Genomic DNA, 17,317 nt, shown 5'->3' with positions numbered 1-17,317 from the left:
GCACCGTGGGGGGTGCGTCAGCGTCTCGACCAGTTGCCCGACATCACCCAGGGGGAGGCCGCGGAGGTTATCCAGGCGGCGGTGACCTGGTTGGCGAGGTCAACGATCTGCTTGCGCTACTTGAGATGCTCGAGGACGCCGGGCTCGCGATCCCCAGCCTGGGCGATCGCGCCGCGATTGCGGCGAAGAAGGCCCGCGTCGAGCGTTTCCTGCGCTACTCCGCGGAGCTCGGCCGGCTGTCGCCGGCCGCACCCCGGGACGCCTGATCAGTCCTCTTCGGCGTCGTCCCCAGCAAGGTAGGCGCGCGCACGGGCCTGCGCCTCGGCGATCTCCTCTGGCGTCATGGCGATGAGCAACTGGTCGCGCAGCGTAGCTGCGCCGTCCTCCTCGCTCGCCGCGGCGAGGTTCGCCCACTTGTGCGCCATCACCAGGCTCTGCTCCACGCCCGCGCCCAGTTTGTAGAACTGTGCCAGCAAATACTGCGCTCTCGCATCCTCCGCCTTTGCTGCCCGCCGTAGCCACCGCGTGGCCTCGCCGAAATCCTGCAGGACACCCTCCCCCCGCACGTAGTAGTGTGCGAGATCGTGCATGGCTTGCCGATGGCCGCGCTCGGCCGCTTCGCGCAGCAGTGCAAGCCCACGCGGCATATCACGCTCGACGCCGATGCCATCAGTGTGGAGGGTCGCAAACTCCCGCACGAGATCAAGGGGCGCGCCGGGGGCCTCGGCGAATGGCGCGATGAGGTCTGCCATCTCCGCCGGATCCTGCCCGATATCCTCCCCCCTCTTCAGCAGCGCCACCAGTCTGAACGCGCCCCATCCGCTGCCCTGCTCAACGGCAAGACGCAGCCAGTGCGCCGCACGCACATTGTCGATGGAAAGCCCCGGGGCGTCGGCGAACATGTAAAGATCGGCGATCTCATCGAGGAGGATGAGCCGGCTTCGCAACGGCAGGATGTTGCCCTCGGCCGCGCGCTCAAGCCAGCCGAGCGCCTCCTGCGCCTCGTCTGCGCCTTGCGCCTCCTCGAGCAGCCGGCTGCCAAGGGCCCAGGCGCAGAGCGCACTTCCAAGTGCCGCCGACTCTCTCCAGTAGCCATACCCGCGCTCAGCGTCCATCTCGACATACTCGCCCTCAAGGTAGAGCGCGCCCAGACGGCGCAGCGCGGCTCGCTCCCCGGCAGCCGCTGCGCGCTCAAGCAGGCGAAGCCCGGACGCGATCTCCTCGTCGCCCGGCGCACTCGCACCGGCCCCAAGGCGCCTCAGGCCGGGGCGAGGTGGCAGATAGTGGTAGTGCAGGAAATACGCGGCGAAGGCACGCTCCTCGTCGGCCGCCTCGCGCAGCCAGGCGACCAGCGCCTGCGGATCATCCCGCGAGCGCCCCATCTCCTGGCGCACCCGCGGATCATCTCTCTCGCGCGGCATCCAAAGCCCCCCTGAGAGAATGCTCTCCGCCTGCACATACCCGGCCGCATAGGCCCTGGCAAGCCAGCCAAGCCCCGTGTAGACGTCTCCCGGGCCTTCCGCGGAACGAAACATCCGCCGGTGCACGCCCACCATCGCCTCGACATCCCCGGCCTCGGCGCGCTCAATGGCCTCACCCATCGACCCCTGCGCCGCAGCGCTCCCGAGACCGGCGCCAAGCGCCAGGGCCGCAAGTGCCACCGTATGCTGCCACCGCCATCCACCCTGTTTCATTGCCCACCCCCGTCATTATCATTCATCCGATGCTGAGCTTACACCATCCTGCCAACGCCGCCACCACCGGCCCGCAGCTTGACAAGGACGCATCATGGTTTTATAATCATTAAATTAAATTATACCCTCACCAACAGCGCCTTCTCGCGCCCGGGTGGATCTGGATGAAGCAGGCCGAGCAGCGCTCGCTCTTTGAGCACGCCGTGATTGAGGGGATCGCGGCGAGTGGCACCACGGCGGGCACCCACTCGCACGTGGCGGATGCGCTCGCACTCCCCGAGGGCGAGGTGTCGCGCCGCGTCGAGGCAGGCGAGAGCGGGCCTGTCAACGCGTTCAAGCGCCGCGTGCGCTGGATGCAGCAGACCCTGAAGCAGCACGGGCTGGTGCGAAACACCCGGCGCGGGCACTGGGAGCTGACCGGGCGCGGGCGCAGGAGCCTGGCGCTGATCCGTGGCGGTCACATGCGCATTGCCTGCATGAGCTCGTCGCGGAAGGTAACCCTCTTTATCTCCATCGCGAGGAGCTTGTCGATGGCGGCGAGGCAACTCGGGCTGGGGCCGACCCCCGGTGCGCTTCTCTCCGCCAGGCGCTCACGCAGCAGGGCACTTGCTTCGACGTTCATTTCCATGGGGGAGCGGGCCTCCTGTTGCGGGTAGCCGACAGCATCTGCCACCCGGGTTTTGCATGTGGTATATTAATTAACACTTAATTAAAGAAAACCCTGTGGGACATGATGATGGCTGACGACCAGGACGGGAGCGGACACCGTGCGCCGTGGGTGGGGCACCCATGATCACGCGACCGGTGCTGCGCTACCACGGCGGCAAGTGGCGTCTTGCGCCGTGGATCATCGATCATCTCCCGCCCCACCGCGCGTACGTCGAGCCCTACGGCGGTGCTGCCTCCGTGCTGCTGCGAAAGGAACGGAGCTATGCGGAGGTCTATAACGACCTTGCAGGCGGCATTGTCAATGTGTTCCGGGTGCTAAGGGACGCCGATCTCGCCGCTTCGCTTGAGCGTGCCCTGCGGCTGACGCCTTTCTCCAGGCGGGAGTTCGAGGACACCTACGGGCCGACGCCCGCAGATCCGGTGGAGTGGGCGCGGCAGACCATCTTCCGCTCCATGGCGGGCTTCGGGAGCGCGGCCGCCACCGAGGGCTACAGAACCGGATTCCGGAGCAACAGCAGCAGGAGCGGCACGACGCCGGCCCATGACTGGCAGAGATACCCCGAGAAGGTGGCTGCGTTCACCGAGCGGCTGCGCGGGGTTGTGATCGAGAGCCGCCCGGCGATTGAGGTCATGCAGCAGCACGATGGCATCGACACGCTGCACTACGTTGACCCGCCTTACCCGCACGGTACCCGCAGGTCCGCGAATCGCTACAATCATGCCTACGAGCACGAGATGTGCGACGACGCGCACCGCGCGCTGGGAGAGGCGCTGCGTGGGCTCAAGGGCATGATTGTGCTCTCTGGCTACCCCTGCGATCTTTACGACCAGGAACTCTTCCCTGACTGGAGGCGGATCACGCGCCGCGCGCTGGCCGACGGCGCGCGCGAGCGCACCGAGGTGCTCTGGCTGAACGCGCCGGCTGCGGCCCACATCCGCCAGCAGGATCTCTTCCGCGCCCTGCCCCGCCCCGCCTGAGCGGTCAATCGCGCTCAGGGCGCGGGCGCAGCCTCGGGCTGAGCGAAGCGTCGCTCCGCCCCCTGCTCGATGTTCGCCGCCAACACGGGCCTGCCCGTCAGCACGCTGATCACCTGGCGGGAATCAAAGACACGGTACTCGGTGTCCAGCGCGGTCACGCCATTGCCGCCATGAATGGCGCCGTCGCAGCCGACCGCTGCGAGTGCACGAACGGCCTCCCCATCATCGAGCACCACATAGGCGTCGAGGTAGAGCTCGTCGATCGCCTGCGGGCGCAGGGCAAGGAGCTCCTCGACGCTGCCGAAGGCACTGTCGAAATTCTCAAGCCAGTTGCCGGTGTCGATGATGTGCTCGGCATGGCGCAGTGCGATCTCGATCGTCGCAGCCTGGCCCAGCGCCCGGCGCACCAGCACCAGGTCGAGGTAGGGGTCGTCGGGGTCGTTCATGATCGGATTTTTGATCGACAGGAACGCCGGCAGCACCCGCGCTGCACCCACCCGGTCGTTGCGATTGTTCGGCTGGCACGCATAGACGCCTGCCGCCTCGCGCGAGCCAAAGCTGATCGAGGGCAGGCGCGTCTCAAGCCAGGCGCCGCTCGCCCCGTGCTCGCCACGGTAGGCGATCACCGGCAGGCCGTCCGGGTGGGTGGCCTTCGTGCCGGCGAGCATTACGCGCGCGGCATGCGTCAGTCGCGCGAGCGCCTTGCCGCGCTCAATGCCCGGGTGGTGGTGTGTTCGCTCGCGCAGTGCCTCAATCGACGCCATGCCGGCTCCAGTCAGTCGTTAATATGATAATAATTATATCATGGCAGTTCGGGGTCGCCGTGCGCGGTGATGGCTCTCACGACCGGCTGTCGCCTATACTGTCGCCATGACAAGTCTCACCCTTCATCTCCAACCGGACGACTTCAGCGGCCTGCTCGCGCGCTACCGCGAGGGCGGGATCAGCGAGGGCGTCGCCGAGGCGATCGAGGCGGCCTTTACGCGCCAGCTCCGGGGCGCGTTCGGCGCGGTGCTGATCGACAGCCGACTGACGCTCTGGCCGGACCCCCATGCGACTGTGCGCGGGATCGTCTTTGACGGGCCGATGCACGTCTCCGCGCTGGATCTCACGATTGATCTTGCCCGCGGCACCCCGCCGATCGATGCGGTGCGCTTTGCCCCGCCCCTGGTGAGCGGCTACGCCCGCAATGGCGCTGTCCAGAGCGTGGAGCCGCGCCTTCGCAGCCAGTCCATGGCGCGGCGTGAGCGCTACCGTGTGCGCCAGGGCTCGCTGCTCATCCCGCACACGGCCTTTGGCTTCCGGGCGGCCGACGTGCGCGAGTGCACCTGCCCGGTGCACTACCTGCGCCCGGATCTCAGCCAGGGCGAGACGCTCAGGCGCTACCTGTGCTGGATCTGCTCGTGTTGCGCCAGGCGCTATCGCTGCAGCTGCGCCGAGGGGGCGGCCGAGTACTATGCAGCGAGGCTTCACCGCGCACCGGCGGTGGATCCCGCCTCGATCACCCCTCGCGACGGGATCTGTCACCTGTGTCGGGAGATTCCCTCGACCAGGACATATATCTCGCCGATGTACGGCGGCCCGGTGCGCCAGCACTACATGCCCTATATCAGCGAGCAGGCCTATCGCGACGGCGTCGACTTGCGCGAAGCGGAGAACCGGGTGCGCGAGCGACTCGGGGTGCCGCGGATTGGTGAGGCCTGGGTCAGCGAGACAGCGCTCTACTGGCTGTTGCGCGCGATCTACCCCGATGAGGTGATCGAGCGCGAGGCAAGTCCCGCGTGGCTTGGCCGCCAGCGCCTGGATATCTACTTCCCCGAGCTCGGCGTGGCGGTGGAGTACCAGGGCGAGCAGCACACGCGGGCGGTCGAGCGCTTTGGGGGCGAGGCGGGGTTTGCTCGCACGCGCGAGCGCGATCGGGAGAAGCGGCGCAAGGCCCGGGCAGCAGGGGTGGTTCTGGTCGAGTTCCGCCACGACGAGACGCTCACCGAGGCGCGTGTGGAGCGCCGCCTTGCGCGCGCCTTCAGCGCGGCGAGGCGGGCGCGCAGGACTAGCCGTCGGGATTGAAGCGGAAGGTGGTGCGCGCAAGGCCCGAGCGGTCGAACTCGGCGCGATCTTCGGGCACCGGCAACGGGCTTGCACGACGGATCGCCTGCTCGACCGAGCGGTCGAATGCCGCATCGCCGCTGCCACCGACCACCTCGACCGAGACAACGCTGCCAGTTGGCATGACGTTGACCCGCACATCGCTGCTCAACCCCGTTATATCCCCCGGCGGTCGGGTCCAGGCGTTGCGCACCCGCTCGGCCCAGAGGCTTACGTAGCGAGCCCGAAGCGCAGCCACGTCAGCATCCGGCGTGCCCGCCGCCTCCCGCGCCCAGTGCTCTTCAAGGTTGCAGGCCTCGACCACCTCTGCAATGGCGACCGCCGAGCCGGCCAGGGTGAACTCCGAGACATAGCGCCCGAGCGGGGTGCTTATCTCGACGCGCACCCGCTCGGCCCTGGCAAGGCCGCGCAGCAACTCCTCCTCCGGCCCGATGGTGGCGCCGCGCCCGTCTCGTGCGCCGTAGGACGACCAGGCGACGGCCGGCTCATCATCGAGGCGGATGCGCACGTTCGTGCGCGGCTCACCGATGAACTGCGGGTATCGGATCTGGACGTTGGAATAGGCGCCGCAGCTCACCCAGAGCATGGGGCGCACCCAGTCAGCGGTTGGCCCCATGGCCTCGCGCGCCTGGATGCGCGCGGCGACGACCTCGGTGTCGTCCATGAGGTCGGTTGTGCGCTCCACCACCCAGCGGCTGTCGGCTGCCGCCGCGCTGCCTGGGGCGAGCAGCAGCGCCGCAAGGGCGATCGCCGCCCGAACGCCGAACCGCGGTCCACCCGGGGTGTTGGTTATTGTCTTGTCATGCCCCATGACCGAAGCATAGGGGCAAGTGTCGGCAAAGGCTAGTCCCCGGCCTCGGCCCAGGCCTCGGCCTCGGTGATCTGCGCCTCGGTGAGTGTCGCGCCGAGCGCCTCGCGCTCGGCACTCGCCTCACTCGCCCCGCCCGCAATCGCCCGGGTCATCCAGCCGTAGGCGCGCACGGGATCGGCGCCCACGCCGCGCCCCTCGGCGTAGAGCTTGGCGAGATCGAGTGCGGCATAGGCGTCCCCCTGCTCGGCGGCCTGGCGAAACCAGTGCGCTGCGGCGGTGAAGTCCTGTTCGACGCCCTCGCCCTCCTCGTAGAGCACGGCGAGGTTGTACATGGCATCGAGAATACCGCCCTCGGCCGCCTTCCGATACCAGCGTGCGGCCTCTACAAGGTCCTGCTCGACGCCCTCGCCGAAGTCGTACTGCGCGGCGAGATTGTACTGTGCCTCGTGGTGGCCGGCAGCGGCGGCCTGGTGATAGAGCGCGTGGGCACGCCCCGGATCGGCCTCCCCATTGAGGCCCTCGGCGTAGGCGATGGCGAGGTTGTAGAGACCCATCGGCTCGCCCTGCTCGGCGGCGGCACGGAAGAGCGAGAGACCGCCCTCGATGTCCGGCTCGCCACCGTAGCCATAGGCAAGTAGATAGCCAAGCTGGGCCTTCGCCGCCGCATCGCCCTGCTCGGCTGCGAGCGAGAAGTAGTGGCGCGCCGCCACGTGGTCCTGCTCGACCGCCTCGCCGACGCCATAGAGCCAGCCGAGGGTCTCCTGAGCGGGGGCATTGCCGGCGCGCGCGGCGCGCTCAAGCCAGTGGACGGCCTGCTCGGGATCGGGATCGATGCCCATCCCGTCGAGGAAGATGAACCCGAGCACGAGCTTGGCACGCTCATGGCCCTGGCCTGCGGCCGCCTCGAAGAGGGCGACGGCGCGCTCTGCATCGCTTTCCACATCGCGGCCACTATGGTAGTGCGCGCCAAGCCGGAACTGCGCCTCGGCATCGCCCTCGGCGGCCCGGTCCGTGAGTGACTCGATGTCGGTCGGCTCGGCGATGAGCGTGGTGGCAATGAACAGCAGTCCAGCGGCTAGCAAGCGAACGGTCATGGTCTTCCCCCTTGTGTATTATCCCCGAGTCTGCCCCATCCGACAGCCGGCGTCGTGGAAGTGGTCACAAAACCGCAGCCTCGCCATGCTCAAGCATGGCGTGATCCCCCACCCCAGGCTGTTTGCGCCAGATAAGTCAACGCCCGCGACTCTTCAAGGCCGCGGGCGTTGTCCGGTGTTGGTGCGCTCGGCGAGACTCGAACTCGCACAGCTTTCGCCACTGCCCCCTCAAGACAGCGTGTCTACCAGTTCCACCACGAGCGCGTGGTTTTGCTCTCTCCGCCCGCTGCCTTACGGCGCGGGTGTTGGTTCAGGCTCGGGCTTGCCTCCGGTGCCGCCGAAGTGGCGCTCCGCCACGAGATACTCGCGCAGAATCGGCGTGATCAGGCGCTGGATCCCATCGGTACGCCGGCCGCTCATGAAATAGGCGGCCACGTCACCGCTGGCAATGCCCTTCTCGCGCTGGATGCGCCCGATCATCGCGTCGATGCCATCATCAATGGCGGCTCGAATCAGCGCTTCATCGTTCATGGGGCCTCCAGCATGTTGAGGCTTGCATTATACGGACCTAATATATATTGTCAATATTTAATTGAATCTCGCCGGGCCGTCAAAGATGCGGTCAAGCACGCGCTCCCGGTCCTGTGCAGACATCCTGCCCCAACGCATGATCTCATCCGTCGTGCGCTTGCAGGCGATGCAGATTCCGCCGCCAAGCGCGCAGACCTGCACGCAGGGGGAGTTCGCCTGGGGCGTGACCGGGTCGTTGTCACTGGCTGCGGGCGCGCCGCCGTCGACCCCGCGCCTAGCGTCCACGCCTGCCCTCATAGGCCTGCACGCTTAATAGCGACACGCCGCGGGCGCGGCGGCCCATGCGGGCGAGCGTGCTTTCGACTGCCGCCGCAAGCGCCTGCCTGATCGCCGGGCGGCGTGCCTGGAACTCTGACTCTGTCATCATGGTGTTCGTCCTCCATCCAGGGTTCTATTCGGTAACCGCAGTAAAGGGGCATTCGGCACCGAAGAAGAGCGCATGGCGCACCCGGACAGTGAGCCCGGGGGTGGTCGTCGCGCCGAATGCCGCCGTCACGACGGCGAGAGCCCCTGCGGGGCGGGTGGCGCAGGCGGTGGCGCGGAGACTGCGATCGCGTGCCTGGCGCGAAGCTCGCTCTCGGCGTAGTCGCCGCCGATGTGCCCCCAGACCGCATCGGTGTCGATGTTGCGGAACTCGCCCCGCTCATCGCGCTCGAAGGTCTCGACCACAACGGCGTAGACCTCGCCATTGCGCCACTTCGAGTACTCGCTCAGGCGCTGATTGGCGTAGGTGCGCAGCACGTACTCGTTGTTGCGGCCAAGCGTGAAGGCGGCCTGCTCGTCATCCGGCGGGATGTAGATCGCGCATTGCGCCACATCCCACTGCCGATCCGGATAGTTGCGCGTGCCGGCGACGCTGTAGTGCACATTGCCGTGGGCGTAGCGCTCGACCAGGAACACCAGGGTGCCGTCGCGCTGGAGCTCAAGCAGACGCTCATCACGCGCCTGCGCCGAGCGAAACTCCTCGAAGCGCCCCTGGCAGGCGCGATCCCATTCATAGTCCATCGGGTCGTCGTCGTGGGCGAGATAGGAGAGCACGACGCGCCCGTCTGGCGTGACGCCAAGATGCTCGTCCATGTGATCCAATGCATCGTGGCTCCGCGTGAGCGTGATGTCCTTCAGGCCAAGCGCACGATTCGCCTCGCTCCCGGAATAGGTGACCTCTTCCGCCATGGGATGCCTCTCCTTAATTAATTTCCCGTATTTTAACATGGATACCCCAATGGCTGCTCAGTCGTTCCTGCGGCGGATGCGCCTCCCGTCTTTTTCCGGCAGTCCCTCTTCAGTCGCCCAGCGCCGCACGGTATCGACCCCGATGCCGAGGCTCGCCGCGATGTCGCGCAGGGAGAGCGCCGGATCCGCCCAGAGCGCTCGCATGCGCGCGCGCACCTCTGGCGGGTGGGCGCGGGAGTCAACCGGACGCTGCCAGCCGAGCGCCCTGGCGGCGTCGTTCAGGCGGTTCTTGGTGAGCCGCGGGCGGCCTTTCCCGTCGGTACCGAACAGCGATCGGATGTGGCCTGCATTGACCCCATCCTCCCAGAGTGCGCGCGCCTGCGCCCACTCCTGCGCGGTCAGTTTTCGCGTGTTGCGAAGCTCGCGGATCGGACGGAAGCGCTCAGGCCCCTCGCCGGGTGCGGTCAGGCGCTCGCCGACGAGTGCCTCGGCACGCAGGGCATCAGGATCAAGGCTCCAGTAGCGTGCGTAGACCGGCAGGAAGCCTGCCAGGGCCTCCTCGATCGAGAGGCTGCTCATGTAGGCCTCGCCGGCAAGCTCCGCGTAGCTGTCGCAGGCCGACTCGAAGGCGACCCGCAGGCCGAACTGGAGGATCGAAAAGGGCTGGCGATGGAGTGTGTCGCCCTCCCGGTAGCTCGCCAGAAAGGCGTCCCTCACCCGTGGCTTGCGGGCCTTATGCCACGAGACGCCGCGCACGCCGGTGACCCCCAGTGGTCGGCGCCGTTCATCACGCATCGGGACGGTGTATCCTGATGCCGCGATCTGAAAGCGAAAGTCCCCGACTCATTGCCCCTCCTCGTGTGCTCCTGATCAGGCACAGCCTAGCAGCCTGGTGGCGGATGGCATCGAGTTTGGACACATCGCCGGGCGATTGCGAGCGCTCAGGGCTCAGGGCGCGCTCTGTCGCAGCGCTCCCCGTCGCCAAGGTGTGCGGGCCAGTGGCCGGTTGTGTGGGCGCGGAGCATCTCCAGGGTGACGGGACCGCGAAAGCCCTTGTCGCGGAGCGCCTCCGCCGGCCAGGGTTCGCCCTCGATCATCTCGGTGTTTGGCGCGAGGTAGCGCAGCAGCGCCTCGGCGCTCGGGAAGGTGTGCGAGCACCGGTAGCCAAGCCGCTGGGAGAGCCGGACTGCGTGGATGGCGTAGCGCTCGCGCGGTGGGATTGCCTGCAGGAGCCTGATCAGGGGTGAGTCCGGACTTGTTGTGGCCGGGAGCTTCCCGGTTGCCTGGTAGCGCATCATGTCGCGGGGGCGACGGGCCAGGTGGCGCATCATCCTGCTGTTCATGGCATCTCCCGCCCTTCATTCACCGAAGTATTTCCCGGGTTAGACTCCTGTTGCAAGTCTGGCGGCTCATTCCGGCTCCCCGCGATACTGCCGCCCCTTTTTCACGAGCCGCCCGGTGACCGTGTCGAGCCTGTAGTGGTGAGATGTCGGTGTCTTCTGCGAAGAGGCAGAACAGAACCCGGGTCAGGAAGACGTTCAGGGCATGCAGGTCTTCCGGCGTGTCGAGTGCGTTGTCCCGGCGGAGCGTGTCGCAGAGCTTCCCCATCTGCTCGGCCGCCCTGACGTCGGCGTCTCGCTCCGAGTGTGTGCGCGCCGTCTCATACCCTGCGAGCGGCAGGAAGAAGTTGTATTGGCGAGGAAGGTCCTCCAACTGACAGTCCAGGGTCTTGCCCGCCTTCAGGTCAATGGCAAGGACGTCCTGGTAGTTCGTCACCAGGATAAAGCGGATCTGATGCCGCCTGATTGCCTCTGAGTGACGAAGGGCCTCCATCTCCCGAAACGGATCCGCGTCCGCGTCAAGCGGGCGAAAGTAGAGCTTTCGCCGCACGCCGACATCGCCCTCGCGCGTCCCGACATTGTCATTGCCGCCATTGCGAACCCGTGTCAGGGTCGCGCTTGGCGTCTGGTAGGCGGCAAGCAACCCGAAGATGAAGTCATCCCGATCGGCGCCCTGAATAACCGCCTCCAGCGCCTGCATGAGCTTCCCGTGATTGAGCGCCATTCACCCTCCCGATTGAGCGCAGCGGTCTGACCCCGGCGGCCGGCGCACTGTGCTCGCGCCCGTCAGGCCCTCCCGTCGCACGGTTCCGATCACAGAGGATAGCGCCCCACGCCGGCCTTGCTCCAGCCTGCGGCAGACCCAAGGGGCCCGAAATGACCGGGTGGATCGCACGCCCCGTGGAACTGGCTCGACGAAATGGCCTTGACCACAACAAGGGGGAGATCGCGCTCATACAGGCCGAGGCCTCCTACGCGCAGGCCCGGTACGGGATAGCAGTGGCCACTGTGACGGTCAAACCCGCCTATCGGGTAGCGCGTGACGCGAGGGCCGAGCACTCTCCGGATGCTGGCCCCGAGCTCTAGGGCGGGGGCCTGATGCAGCCCGCATCTACCGACGCCGGAGCCGCTCCGCGGGTGTCCAGCCTGCGTCGGACGGGCGGAGCACCTCCGTGAAGCGCCAGGCATTGTTCTGGGTATTGTTTCGCATGGCATTCACCGCCCTGTTGACGGTGGAATACCGCTCGCCCTCGTAGACGATGTGGTCGCTAACAACATCTGCGTACTTGTACACCCTCCGGTGCCTGGTCCGCAGCCGGGTCTTCTCGGGGAGGAAAAGGCCGTCCCAGGTCACCCCCTCGGCCGCGGGTGACACCACCGGATCGCCCTCAGTGCGCTCCAGAAAGGCCTCCACCTGGTCCTCGACGACGGCGTTGGCGGCCTGCCCGTGCCGGCGCATGAGCTCCTGGTAGAGGTCGAGGCGAATCGGTACCGCGACGAACGCGTTGCTCGGGAGAGTGGCCATGGCTGACTCCTGTCTGATCAGAGTGCGTTAAAGCACTCTAAAGCACTTTGATGTGCAGCGAAAGCCCGGCCTGTCGGCGGCGCCTCTGGGCGCAAAGCACACTCATTACGCTACGCGGGGTCTCTTGAGCCAGGCCCTTCCGCGCGAGGGCGAGTTGGTCACGGTGGACGACGTTAGAGCAGTGGCCTGTTGCCCATGACCGGGGTATGACGACGATTCAGGCAACCACCATCCAGGCATTCCCGATCTCGCGCTCGACCACAACACCGCGCTCAGTGGTGGTGTATGTGAGGTAGCAGGCCGTCATTGGGTCAGAGAGGACCTGTTGGTTGAAGATCGCGCAAATATCACCCGCACAGCGTGCCGAGCGACTGAGCAGGCCTGGGTGCCCCTCGCGCTGCAACCTCGCTCCGAGCGCTTGCGTAAACGTGTAATCCGCTTTATCTACAAGGGCGGGGTTTTGCTCGACGAAGGGGCGCAGGTCGACGAGTGCGGCTTCGCAGTGCACGTGGTAGACACGCCGATTGGCGATGATGCCCGGGCGAAGAAACCCCTCAGCATCCGTGAGCAGGCGATTTCGCCAGTGGTGGACGGTCTCGTAGACCGTGGTCTCGATCTTCGGCGCGCCATACCAGACGCCGAAGCCCCCCGCGGAGAAGCGTGAGTGGGCCCAGTTCTCGAACGGAAACGCGACGGCATTGAACCAGGCTGATTCCTCGAACGGGCGATCAATGATGGGCTGGTTCGATCGGTACTCCTCGGGCTTGATTGCCATCTCATGGTCAATGGCGATCCGCTGCTCAACCGGGTCGTCCGAGAGGTCGTCAAACACGTCCTGCGACTCCCGCAGCGAGACGATGTTGCGGACCATCTCCTCATCCGCAACAAACAGACTGGCGTCGTTCAGGATGTCACCCATTCAGTGCGCCCGCGCCCGGTCCAGGTAGGCGCGAACCATGAGCAGCCCCTCGAAGCCGCGCTGCTGGATCAGCTCGGCCGGCGTCCGATTGTCAAAGGCGCGGTTTCGTGTGCGCATCCACTGGTAGGCCAGGTCGCGATTGTGCGGGAACAGGATCCGCAGCGACTTGTGTATCGCGAGAATGTGGCCGGCACGCTCGAGCATGTCCCGACTTGCCGCAAGCGGCGCCCCCTTGCGGTAGCGGTGGATGGCCGCACGGTTGCCGGGGGCGAGGCCGAGCATCGCTGTCTGCTCGACAGAGCTCAGGTGCCAGTTCTCGAATGCCTTGGTCACCATTTTCGCCAGGGCGCTCCGGCTCTGTTCGCGTGCCGCTGATTCGGCGTGCATGACACTCTCCCGTGATCTTGCTTGTGTTGCAAATGTAACATTTAATGTAACAGAAGTCATCTGGACACAAGAGATCCAGTCGCTGATCCCGGCCTGGGTGGCCCCCATGGAGCCCCGTGTGCGGCAACCTCCGCCCCGGTTGTCGTATGGTCCGACCCTGGCCGAAGATCACGAATCCGGCATGCGCCGCGGCATGACCAGGTGCGTGGCCAGGGATCGGCGCCAGTCCCTGCCTGGGAAGGCTGTGGTTCTCCAGACAAAGAAAGGGCCGGTACCCGAGTTCGGTACCGGCCCTGTTGCACTATCGCCGCTTCGGCAGAAACGCCTCAAGAAACTCCATCTGGTCGGCGAGAATGCGCCGGTTCTGGAAGACGAGCGACTCGGCATGCGATGGCGCATAGGGCAGCGCGATCAGACGAAGCCCCGCCTCCTCCGGCGTCCGGCAGCCCTTGGCCCCGTTGCAGCCCATGCAGGCCGTCACACAGTTCTCCCAGGTGTCCGGGCCGCCGCGTGCGCGCGGATGCACATGGTCGCGCGTGAGCCCGGCGGCGGCGAAGCGCTCCCCGCAGTAAAGACAGAGCCGGCGGTCTCGCTCGAAGAGTCCGCGGTTTGTGAGCCGCGGTACCCGCGCGATCGTCTCACCGCGATCAAGCCCGAGGAGCGCGAGCACCGCCGGTACCGCCACCTCGCTCCTGCGCCCGCCACGATCACCACCCCGGGCGACGATCACCGGCGCACCGGCCGACCAGAGCACGCGCTCGCCAACGATGGCGCGCACGCCATCCTGCCAGCTGATCCAGGCAAGCGGCCGCCCGCCCGCGTCGAGCGCGAGCACCGGGGTGTTGCAAGTCGGGATCATCGTTACGTTCGCTGCGCTCACGGCCCTCTCTCCCTCAAAGTGGCCGCGAGGCGTGTGCTACGCGGCCTTTCGCTGCGCTCGCCGGATCTCGACGACCGTGTTCTCGCGGATCAGGTGCTGCGATCCGTCGTTGCGGGCAACGGCGTAGAAGTCCACGCCACCGACTGCCCGATCGCCCAGGAACTGACGGGGCTTTGCCTCGACCTCCCCGCTGCGCGGGTCCTTGACGATAAATGAGTAGTGCTCACCGGCCGTGAGCATTGCGTTCTTGGACATGATGTTAGCCTTGTATTTTAAGAAGATGGGTGAATTTGGTAGGCCTCCAGGGAGTCGAACCCTGAACCTGATGATTAAGAGTCACCTGCTCTGCCAGTTGAGCTAGAGGCCTGTCGTATGGTGGCTAGGGCAGGACTTGAACCTGCGACCTCCGGGTTATGAGTCCGGTGCTGCTTCCAGCTGAGCTACCTAGCCGTTGGTGTGTCCTGCACGGGGTGTTGGCGCGCCAGGCAGGAGTCGAACCTGCGGCCTTCCCCTTAGGAGGGGGACGCTCTATCCAGCTGAGCTACTGGCGCACGGGTCTTGGCGGCCGACTCTGGCGCCCCGGGCAGGACTCGAACCTGCGACCCCTGGCTTCGGAGGCCAGTGCTCTGCTCCGCTGAGCTACCGGGGCGTTGTGGTGGTGCGCGGAGAGAGACTCGAACTCTCACACCTTGCGGCACCGGAACCTAAATCCGGCGTGTCTACCTGATTCCACCATCCGCGCGCAAATCATTGTCAGGACGCAGCTTCTTCGCGCCCGCCCGTGAGCTGCGCCCAGCGTGCGTGGAGCAGCGCCGTATAGTCGGCATCGGTGATGCCCGGGTACTTGCCGATGGCCCAGCCGTCGTTGTTTTCAACAAGCACCGTCTCGCCAGTGGCAAGAAGGCCCCAGTCGAAGGCATAGCCGGCGCGCGTGTCGCCGGCCTCGGCGAGGGCGGCCACCGCGTCTTCGACCGTGCGCATGCAAATCACCGGCGGGGCGTCATCGAGCGCATCGTCGCCTTCGTAGACGCAGGCCGCCAGGATCTCCCCGCCGAGCACATAGACACGGTATTCGGCGACGAAGCGCACCGACTCGGCGACCCAGACCGGCATCTCCGCAGGCCGGACGAGAAGACTCGCCCCCGCCCCATCCTCCGGCGTACTGCCCTTGATAACGCAGCCCGTCAGCACCTTCCAGTCGTGCGATTTCACAAAGACCCGTGTCTTTTTCGCCCGCTGGATCGCTTCACCAAGGGTTGTCTTTTCCACCTGCCGCCCGAGCTTGTTGCGGAGAGCGCTCGGGTAGTAATCCGGCTCAGGTGCCGTCACGCCCAGGCGCTCGAGGACGGTGACAAGCGTTGCCACGCCGCCGACAACAAGCGCCCCGCGATCGATCGAAAGGTGGCCCGCAGCCAGCTGCTCGCGCCGGAAGCCGCGGACGACTTTCCCCGTCACGAGGCCGTGACGGTAGACCGCCGCACTCTCGACACCCATGCCGTACTGATCCGACTCGACCATGGCCCACATGACGTCTCTCCAGCATGCTGATCGCCGGGAGTCTCCCCGCGATGATTGGAAGTGGTGCCCCGTGAAGGATTTGAACCTCCGACCTCCCGGTTCGTAGCCGAGCGCTCTATCCAGCTGAGCTAACGGGGCGTGATCATGGAGGTGAGAGAGGGATTCGAACCCCCGGGCCCTGTCTCCAGGGCCTCCCGCTTTCGAGGCGGGCGCAATCAGCCAGGCTCTGCCATCTCACCGAAACTGGCAGTGGGGGCAGGATTCGAACCCGCGTGTCCCGCCAGGGGACCATCGCCTTTCCAGGACGCGCCGTTAAGCCGCTCCGTCACCCCACTATTTCTAATCCTGTTTATCACCCTAATATAATAAATAGTTGATTTGGTGGGCCGTGCTGGACTCGAACCAGCGCTAGGCGTATTAAAAGTACGCAGCTCTACCAACTGAGCTAACGGCCCGTAGAAAGTGGTCGGGATGGCAGGATTTGAACCTGCGACCTCTCGCCCCCCAGGCGAGCGCTCTGCCAGACTGAGCTACACCCCGATTTTGTGGATCTGTGCGTGCCCTTGCCCGGCTCTCGCGCGCGGAGGGGCCCCACCAAAAGCCTGGACCTGGAAGAAGTAACCCCCCGGGGTGCGCATCATTGAGAGGCGTGGAGGGTGTTGTTGATCGGCTGGGAGGCCCTGGTCGCCTCAGGCGGGCAGTGCGGCGCTTTGGCGCGCCCACCAGGACTCGAACCTGGAGCCCACGGCTTAGAAGGCCGTCGCTCTATCCCATTAGCTATGGGCGCAAATTATGGCTCCCCGGGACGGGCTCGAACCGCCGACACCCTGATTAACAGTCAGGCGCTCTACCAACTGAGCTACCGGGGAATGGGACTGGTGGCCAGGGGTGGAGTCGAACCACCGACACGCGGATTTTCAATCCGCTGCTCTACCGTCTGAGCTACCGGGCCTCTGAAAGTGGCGGAGAGGGAGGGATTCGAACCCTCGGCGGACGTCTGTGCCCGCTCTCCCTTAGCAGGGGAGTGCTTTAAGCCACTCAGCCACCTCTCCGGGATGAACATTGGTGCCGTCCCCCGGAGTCGAACCGGGATGAGTTGCCTCACTGGGGTTTGAAGCCAGCGCGTCTGCCAGTTCCGCCAGGACGGCGCGGGTGTGTTGGCTGGGGTGCCAGGATTCGAACCTGGGAGTGCGGGGATCAAAACCCCGTGCCTTACCGCTTGGCGACACCCCAAAAGGTGCGTGTCTGGAGGACATGAAGGGAATCGAACCCCCGTGGGCGGATTTGCAGTCCACTGCCTGACCACTCGGCCACATGTCCGGAAAAAGAGATCCCGCCCCAGGGCGCCCTCGCCCTGGCTCTGGTCAGATCCTTGCGAGCGCGCGCAGCGTCTCGCCCTCGCTCGCCAGCGTCTCGGCGAGTGCCGCCTCGACAAGTGCGGCATGCCTGCCCGCGATCGGCCGCGGGGTGACCACCTCGTCGCGGCCCCGCGGCCTGAGGGGCAATCGGACTGCATTCCTGCTCGCCGCCATCGCTCGACTCCTCCTGGTGTTGGTAGCCAATTCCGGATTTGAACCAGAGACCTCCCGGTTATCAGCCGGGTGCTCTACCGCTGAGCTAATTGGCTATTGA

The 17,317-nt window shown here is 66.2% G+C and carries 23 protein-coding genes and 19 tRNA genes; 5 read left to right on the top strand and 37 right to left on the bottom strand.

The genetic code is table 11. The features are described from left to right. Positions 1 to 5: 5 nt before the first annotated feature. The gene (locus J2T57_RS08280) at positions 6 to 266 is read left to right on the top strand and encodes a hypothetical protein (protein ID WP_253476612.1); all 261 of its coding nucleotides are present in this window, start codon (positions 6 to 8) and stop codon (positions 264 to 266) included. On the opposite strand, the gene J2T57_RS08275 is transcribed toward J2T57_RS08280, so the two are convergent. Further along, positions 267 to 1,694 carry a tetratricopeptide repeat protein gene (locus J2T57_RS08275; RefSeq protein WP_253476611.1) on the bottom strand — a complete coding sequence of 476 codons (1,428 nt, stop codon included), beginning with the start codon at positions 1,692 to 1,694 and terminating at the stop codon, positions 267 to 269. 203 nt (positions 1,695 to 1,897) lie between these two features. On the opposite strand from J2T57_RS08275, the gene J2T57_RS08270 reads away from it, so the two are divergent. Further along, on the top strand, positions 1,898 to 2,350 hold the full coding sequence (locus J2T57_RS08270; RefSeq protein WP_253476609.1) for a winged helix-turn-helix domain-containing protein: 453 nt from the start codon (positions 1,898 to 1,900) through the stop codon (positions 2,348 to 2,350). Positions 2,351 to 2,483: 133 nt separating this feature from the next. Continuing rightward, positions 2,484 to 3,341, top strand: a complete 858-nt coding sequence (locus J2T57_RS08265) for a DNA adenine methylase (RefSeq protein WP_253476607.1) — start codon at positions 2,484 to 2,486, stop codon at positions 3,339 to 3,341. A 14-nt stretch (positions 3,342 to 3,355) separates the two neighbouring features. Here J2T57_RS08265 and J2T57_RS08260 read toward each other — a convergent pair whose 3' ends face one another. Next, entirely contained in the window at positions 3,356 to 4,105 is a 750-nt protein-coding gene (locus J2T57_RS08260; RefSeq protein WP_253476605.1) for a hypothetical protein, read from the bottom strand. Between the two features lie 106 nt (positions 4,106 to 4,211). On the opposite strand from J2T57_RS08260, the gene J2T57_RS08255 reads away from it, so the two are divergent. Further along, positions 4,212 to 5,408 carry a hypothetical protein gene (locus tag J2T57_RS08255; RefSeq protein ID WP_253476603.1) on the top strand — a complete coding sequence of 399 codons (1,197 nt, stop codon included), beginning with the start codon at positions 4,212 to 4,214 and terminating at the stop codon, positions 5,406 to 5,408. Here J2T57_RS08255 and J2T57_RS08250 read toward each other — a convergent pair. From J2T57_RS08250 to J2T57_RS08205, 10 genes are all read right to left on the bottom strand, one after another. After that, complete coding sequence (locus J2T57_RS08250) at positions 5,392 to 6,258, bottom strand: TonB family protein (protein WP_253476601.1); 867 nt, start codon at positions 6,256 to 6,258, stop codon at positions 5,392 to 5,394. The genes J2T57_RS08255 and J2T57_RS08250 overlap by 17 nt on opposite strands. A 32-nt stretch (positions 6,259 to 6,290) precedes the next feature. Further along, positions 6,291 to 7,352: an SEL1-like repeat protein gene (locus J2T57_RS08245; protein ID WP_253476599.1), complete on the bottom strand. Its 1,062-nt coding sequence runs from the start codon at positions 7,350 to 7,352 to the stop codon at positions 6,291 to 6,293. A 179-nt stretch (positions 7,353 to 7,531) separates the two neighbouring features. Next, positions 7,532 to 7,616: transfer RNA gene (locus J2T57_RS08240), tRNA-Leu, on the bottom strand. Positions 7,617 to 7,643: 27 nt separating this feature from the next. Continuing rightward, a complete protein-coding gene (locus J2T57_RS08235) occupies positions 7,644 to 7,883 on the bottom strand; it encodes a hypothetical protein (RefSeq protein ID WP_253476597.1) in 240 nt (79 codons plus the stop codon). Positions 7,884 to 7,940: 57 nt separating this feature from the next. Then, complete coding sequence (locus tag J2T57_RS08230) at positions 7,941 to 8,168, bottom strand: DUF1289 domain-containing protein (protein WP_253476595.1); 228 nt, start codon at positions 8,166 to 8,168, stop codon at positions 7,941 to 7,943. Next, positions 8,158 to 8,310, bottom strand: a complete 153-nt coding sequence (locus J2T57_RS08225; protein WP_253476593.1) for a hypothetical protein — start codon at positions 8,308 to 8,310, stop codon at positions 8,158 to 8,160. Before J2T57_RS08225 ends, J2T57_RS08230 begins: the two co-directional genes overlap by 11 nt. Positions 8,311 to 8,435: 125 nt before the next feature. Further along, a complete protein-coding gene (locus tag J2T57_RS08220; RefSeq protein ID WP_253476591.1) occupies positions 8,436 to 9,116 on the bottom strand; it encodes a hypothetical protein in 681 nt (226 codons plus the stop codon). 57 nt (positions 9,117 to 9,173) lie between these two features. Further along, the gene (locus J2T57_RS08215; RefSeq protein ID WP_253476589.1) at positions 9,174 to 9,911 is read right to left on the bottom strand and encodes a DUF1804 family protein; all 738 of its coding nucleotides are present in this window, start codon (positions 9,909 to 9,911) and stop codon (positions 9,174 to 9,176) included. A 146-nt stretch (positions 9,912 to 10,057) separates the two neighbouring features. Beyond that, complete coding sequence (locus J2T57_RS08210) at positions 10,058 to 10,459, bottom strand: hypothetical protein (protein WP_253476588.1); 402 nt, start codon at positions 10,457 to 10,459, stop codon at positions 10,058 to 10,060. A gap of 19 nt (positions 10,460 to 10,478) precedes the next feature. Next, positions 10,479 to 11,180, bottom strand: a complete 702-nt coding sequence (locus J2T57_RS08205; RefSeq protein ID WP_253476586.1) for a type IIL restriction-modification enzyme MmeI — start codon at positions 11,178 to 11,180, stop codon at positions 10,479 to 10,481. Between the two features lie 152 nt (positions 11,181 to 11,332). Here J2T57_RS08205 and J2T57_RS08200 point away from each other — a divergent pair, with 152 nt between their 5' ends. After that, entirely contained in the window at positions 11,333 to 11,542 is a 210-nt protein-coding gene (locus J2T57_RS08200) for a hypothetical protein (RefSeq protein ID WP_253476585.1), read from the top strand. A gap of 25 nt (positions 11,543 to 11,567) precedes the next feature. Here the strand turns inward: J2T57_RS08200 and J2T57_RS08195 are convergent, their stop codons facing one another. The 25 genes from J2T57_RS08195 to J2T57_RS08075 all read right to left on the bottom strand — a co-directional run bounded on the left by J2T57_RS08195 (position 11,568) and on the right by J2T57_RS08075 (position 17,312). Next, positions 11,568 to 11,981: a hypothetical protein gene (locus tag J2T57_RS08195; protein ID WP_253476583.1), complete on the bottom strand. Its 414-nt coding sequence runs from the start codon at positions 11,979 to 11,981 to the stop codon at positions 11,568 to 11,570. Positions 11,982 to 12,198: 217 nt separating this feature from the next. After that, positions 12,199 to 12,900, bottom strand: a complete 702-nt coding sequence (locus J2T57_RS08190) for an RES family NAD+ phosphorylase (protein WP_253476581.1) — start codon at positions 12,898 to 12,900, stop codon at positions 12,199 to 12,201. Further along, positions 12,901 to 13,287 (bottom strand): MbcA/ParS/Xre antitoxin family protein, encoded by a 387-nt coding sequence (locus J2T57_RS08185; protein ID WP_253476579.1) that lies wholly within the window; start codon positions 13,285 to 13,287, stop codon positions 12,901 to 12,903. It lies immediately after the preceding gene. 301 nt (positions 13,288 to 13,588) lie between these two features. Continuing rightward, positions 13,589 to 14,167 (bottom strand): HNH endonuclease, encoded by a 579-nt coding sequence (locus J2T57_RS08180; protein WP_253476577.1) that lies wholly within the window; start codon positions 14,165 to 14,167, stop codon positions 13,589 to 13,591. Positions 14,168 to 14,203: 36 nt separating this feature from the next. Continuing rightward, positions 14,204 to 14,422, bottom strand: coding sequence for a hypothetical protein (locus tag J2T57_RS08175; RefSeq protein WP_253476576.1), 219 nt, complete (start codon positions 14,420 to 14,422; stop codon positions 14,204 to 14,206). A 36-nt stretch (positions 14,423 to 14,458) separates the two neighbouring features. After that, a tRNA-Lys gene (locus J2T57_RS08170) sits at positions 14,459 to 14,534 on the bottom strand. 6 nt (positions 14,535 to 14,540) lie between these two features. Continuing rightward, positions 14,541 to 14,617: transfer RNA gene (locus J2T57_RS08165), tRNA-Ile, on the bottom strand. Positions 14,618 to 14,641: 24 nt separating this feature from the next. Continuing rightward, positions 14,642 to 14,718 (bottom strand) — tRNA-Arg (locus J2T57_RS08160). A gap of 21 nt (positions 14,719 to 14,739) precedes the next feature. Then, positions 14,740 to 14,816, bottom strand: a tRNA-Arg gene (locus J2T57_RS08155). Positions 14,817 to 14,823: 7 nt separating this feature from the next. Then, positions 14,824 to 14,909: transfer RNA gene (locus J2T57_RS08150), tRNA-Leu, on the bottom strand. Between the two features lie 11 nt (positions 14,910 to 14,920). Further along, positions 14,921 to 15,694 carry an ATP-grasp domain-containing protein gene (locus J2T57_RS08145; RefSeq protein WP_253476574.1) on the bottom strand — a complete coding sequence of 258 codons (774 nt, stop codon included), beginning with the start codon at positions 15,692 to 15,694 and terminating at the stop codon, positions 14,921 to 14,923. Positions 15,695 to 15,746: 52 nt separating this feature from the next. Next, positions 15,747 to 15,823 (bottom strand) — tRNA-Arg (locus tag J2T57_RS08140). Between the two features lie 7 nt (positions 15,824 to 15,830). Then, positions 15,831 to 15,924, bottom strand: a tRNA-Ser gene (locus J2T57_RS08135). A 5-nt stretch (positions 15,925 to 15,929) separates the two neighbouring features. Further along, positions 15,930 to 16,020, bottom strand: a tRNA-Ser gene (locus tag J2T57_RS08130). A 44-nt stretch (positions 16,021 to 16,064) separates the two neighbouring features. Further along, positions 16,065 to 16,140 (bottom strand) — tRNA-Lys (locus tag J2T57_RS08125). Positions 16,141 to 16,148: 8 nt separating this feature from the next. Next, positions 16,149 to 16,225, bottom strand: a tRNA-Pro gene (locus tag J2T57_RS08120). A gap of 171 nt (positions 16,226 to 16,396) precedes the next feature. Then, positions 16,397 to 16,472, bottom strand: a tRNA-Arg gene (locus J2T57_RS08115). Positions 16,473 to 16,478: 6 nt separating this feature from the next. After that, a tRNA-Asn gene (locus J2T57_RS08110) sits at positions 16,479 to 16,554 on the bottom strand. Between the two features lie 7 nt (positions 16,555 to 16,561). Then, a tRNA-Phe gene (locus tag J2T57_RS08105) sits at positions 16,562 to 16,637 on the bottom strand. Positions 16,638 to 16,645: 8 nt separating this feature from the next. After that, a tRNA-Ser gene (locus J2T57_RS08100) sits at positions 16,646 to 16,737 on the bottom strand. 11 nt (positions 16,738 to 16,748) lie between these two features. Next, positions 16,749 to 16,833, bottom strand: a tRNA-Leu gene (locus tag J2T57_RS08095). A gap of 10 nt (positions 16,834 to 16,843) precedes the next feature. Continuing rightward, positions 16,844 to 16,918, bottom strand: a tRNA-Gln gene (locus tag J2T57_RS08090). 13 nt (positions 16,919 to 16,931) lie between these two features. Then, positions 16,932 to 17,005 (bottom strand) — tRNA-Cys (locus tag J2T57_RS08085). 44 nt (positions 17,006 to 17,049) lie between these two features. Then, complete coding sequence (locus tag J2T57_RS08080) at positions 17,050 to 17,217, bottom strand: hypothetical protein (protein WP_253476572.1); 168 nt, start codon at positions 17,215 to 17,217, stop codon at positions 17,050 to 17,052. Between the two features lie 20 nt (positions 17,218 to 17,237). Then, a tRNA-Ile gene (locus tag J2T57_RS08075) sits at positions 17,238 to 17,312 on the bottom strand. Positions 17,313 to 17,317: the final 5 nt, after the last annotated feature.

Source organism: Natronocella acetinitrilica (assembly GCF_024170285.1).
GTDB lineage: Bacteria > Pseudomonadota > Gammaproteobacteria > Nitrococcales > Aquisalimonadaceae > Natronocella > Natronocella acetinitrilica.
This window is presented reverse-complemented; position numbering and strand designations above follow the sequence as displayed.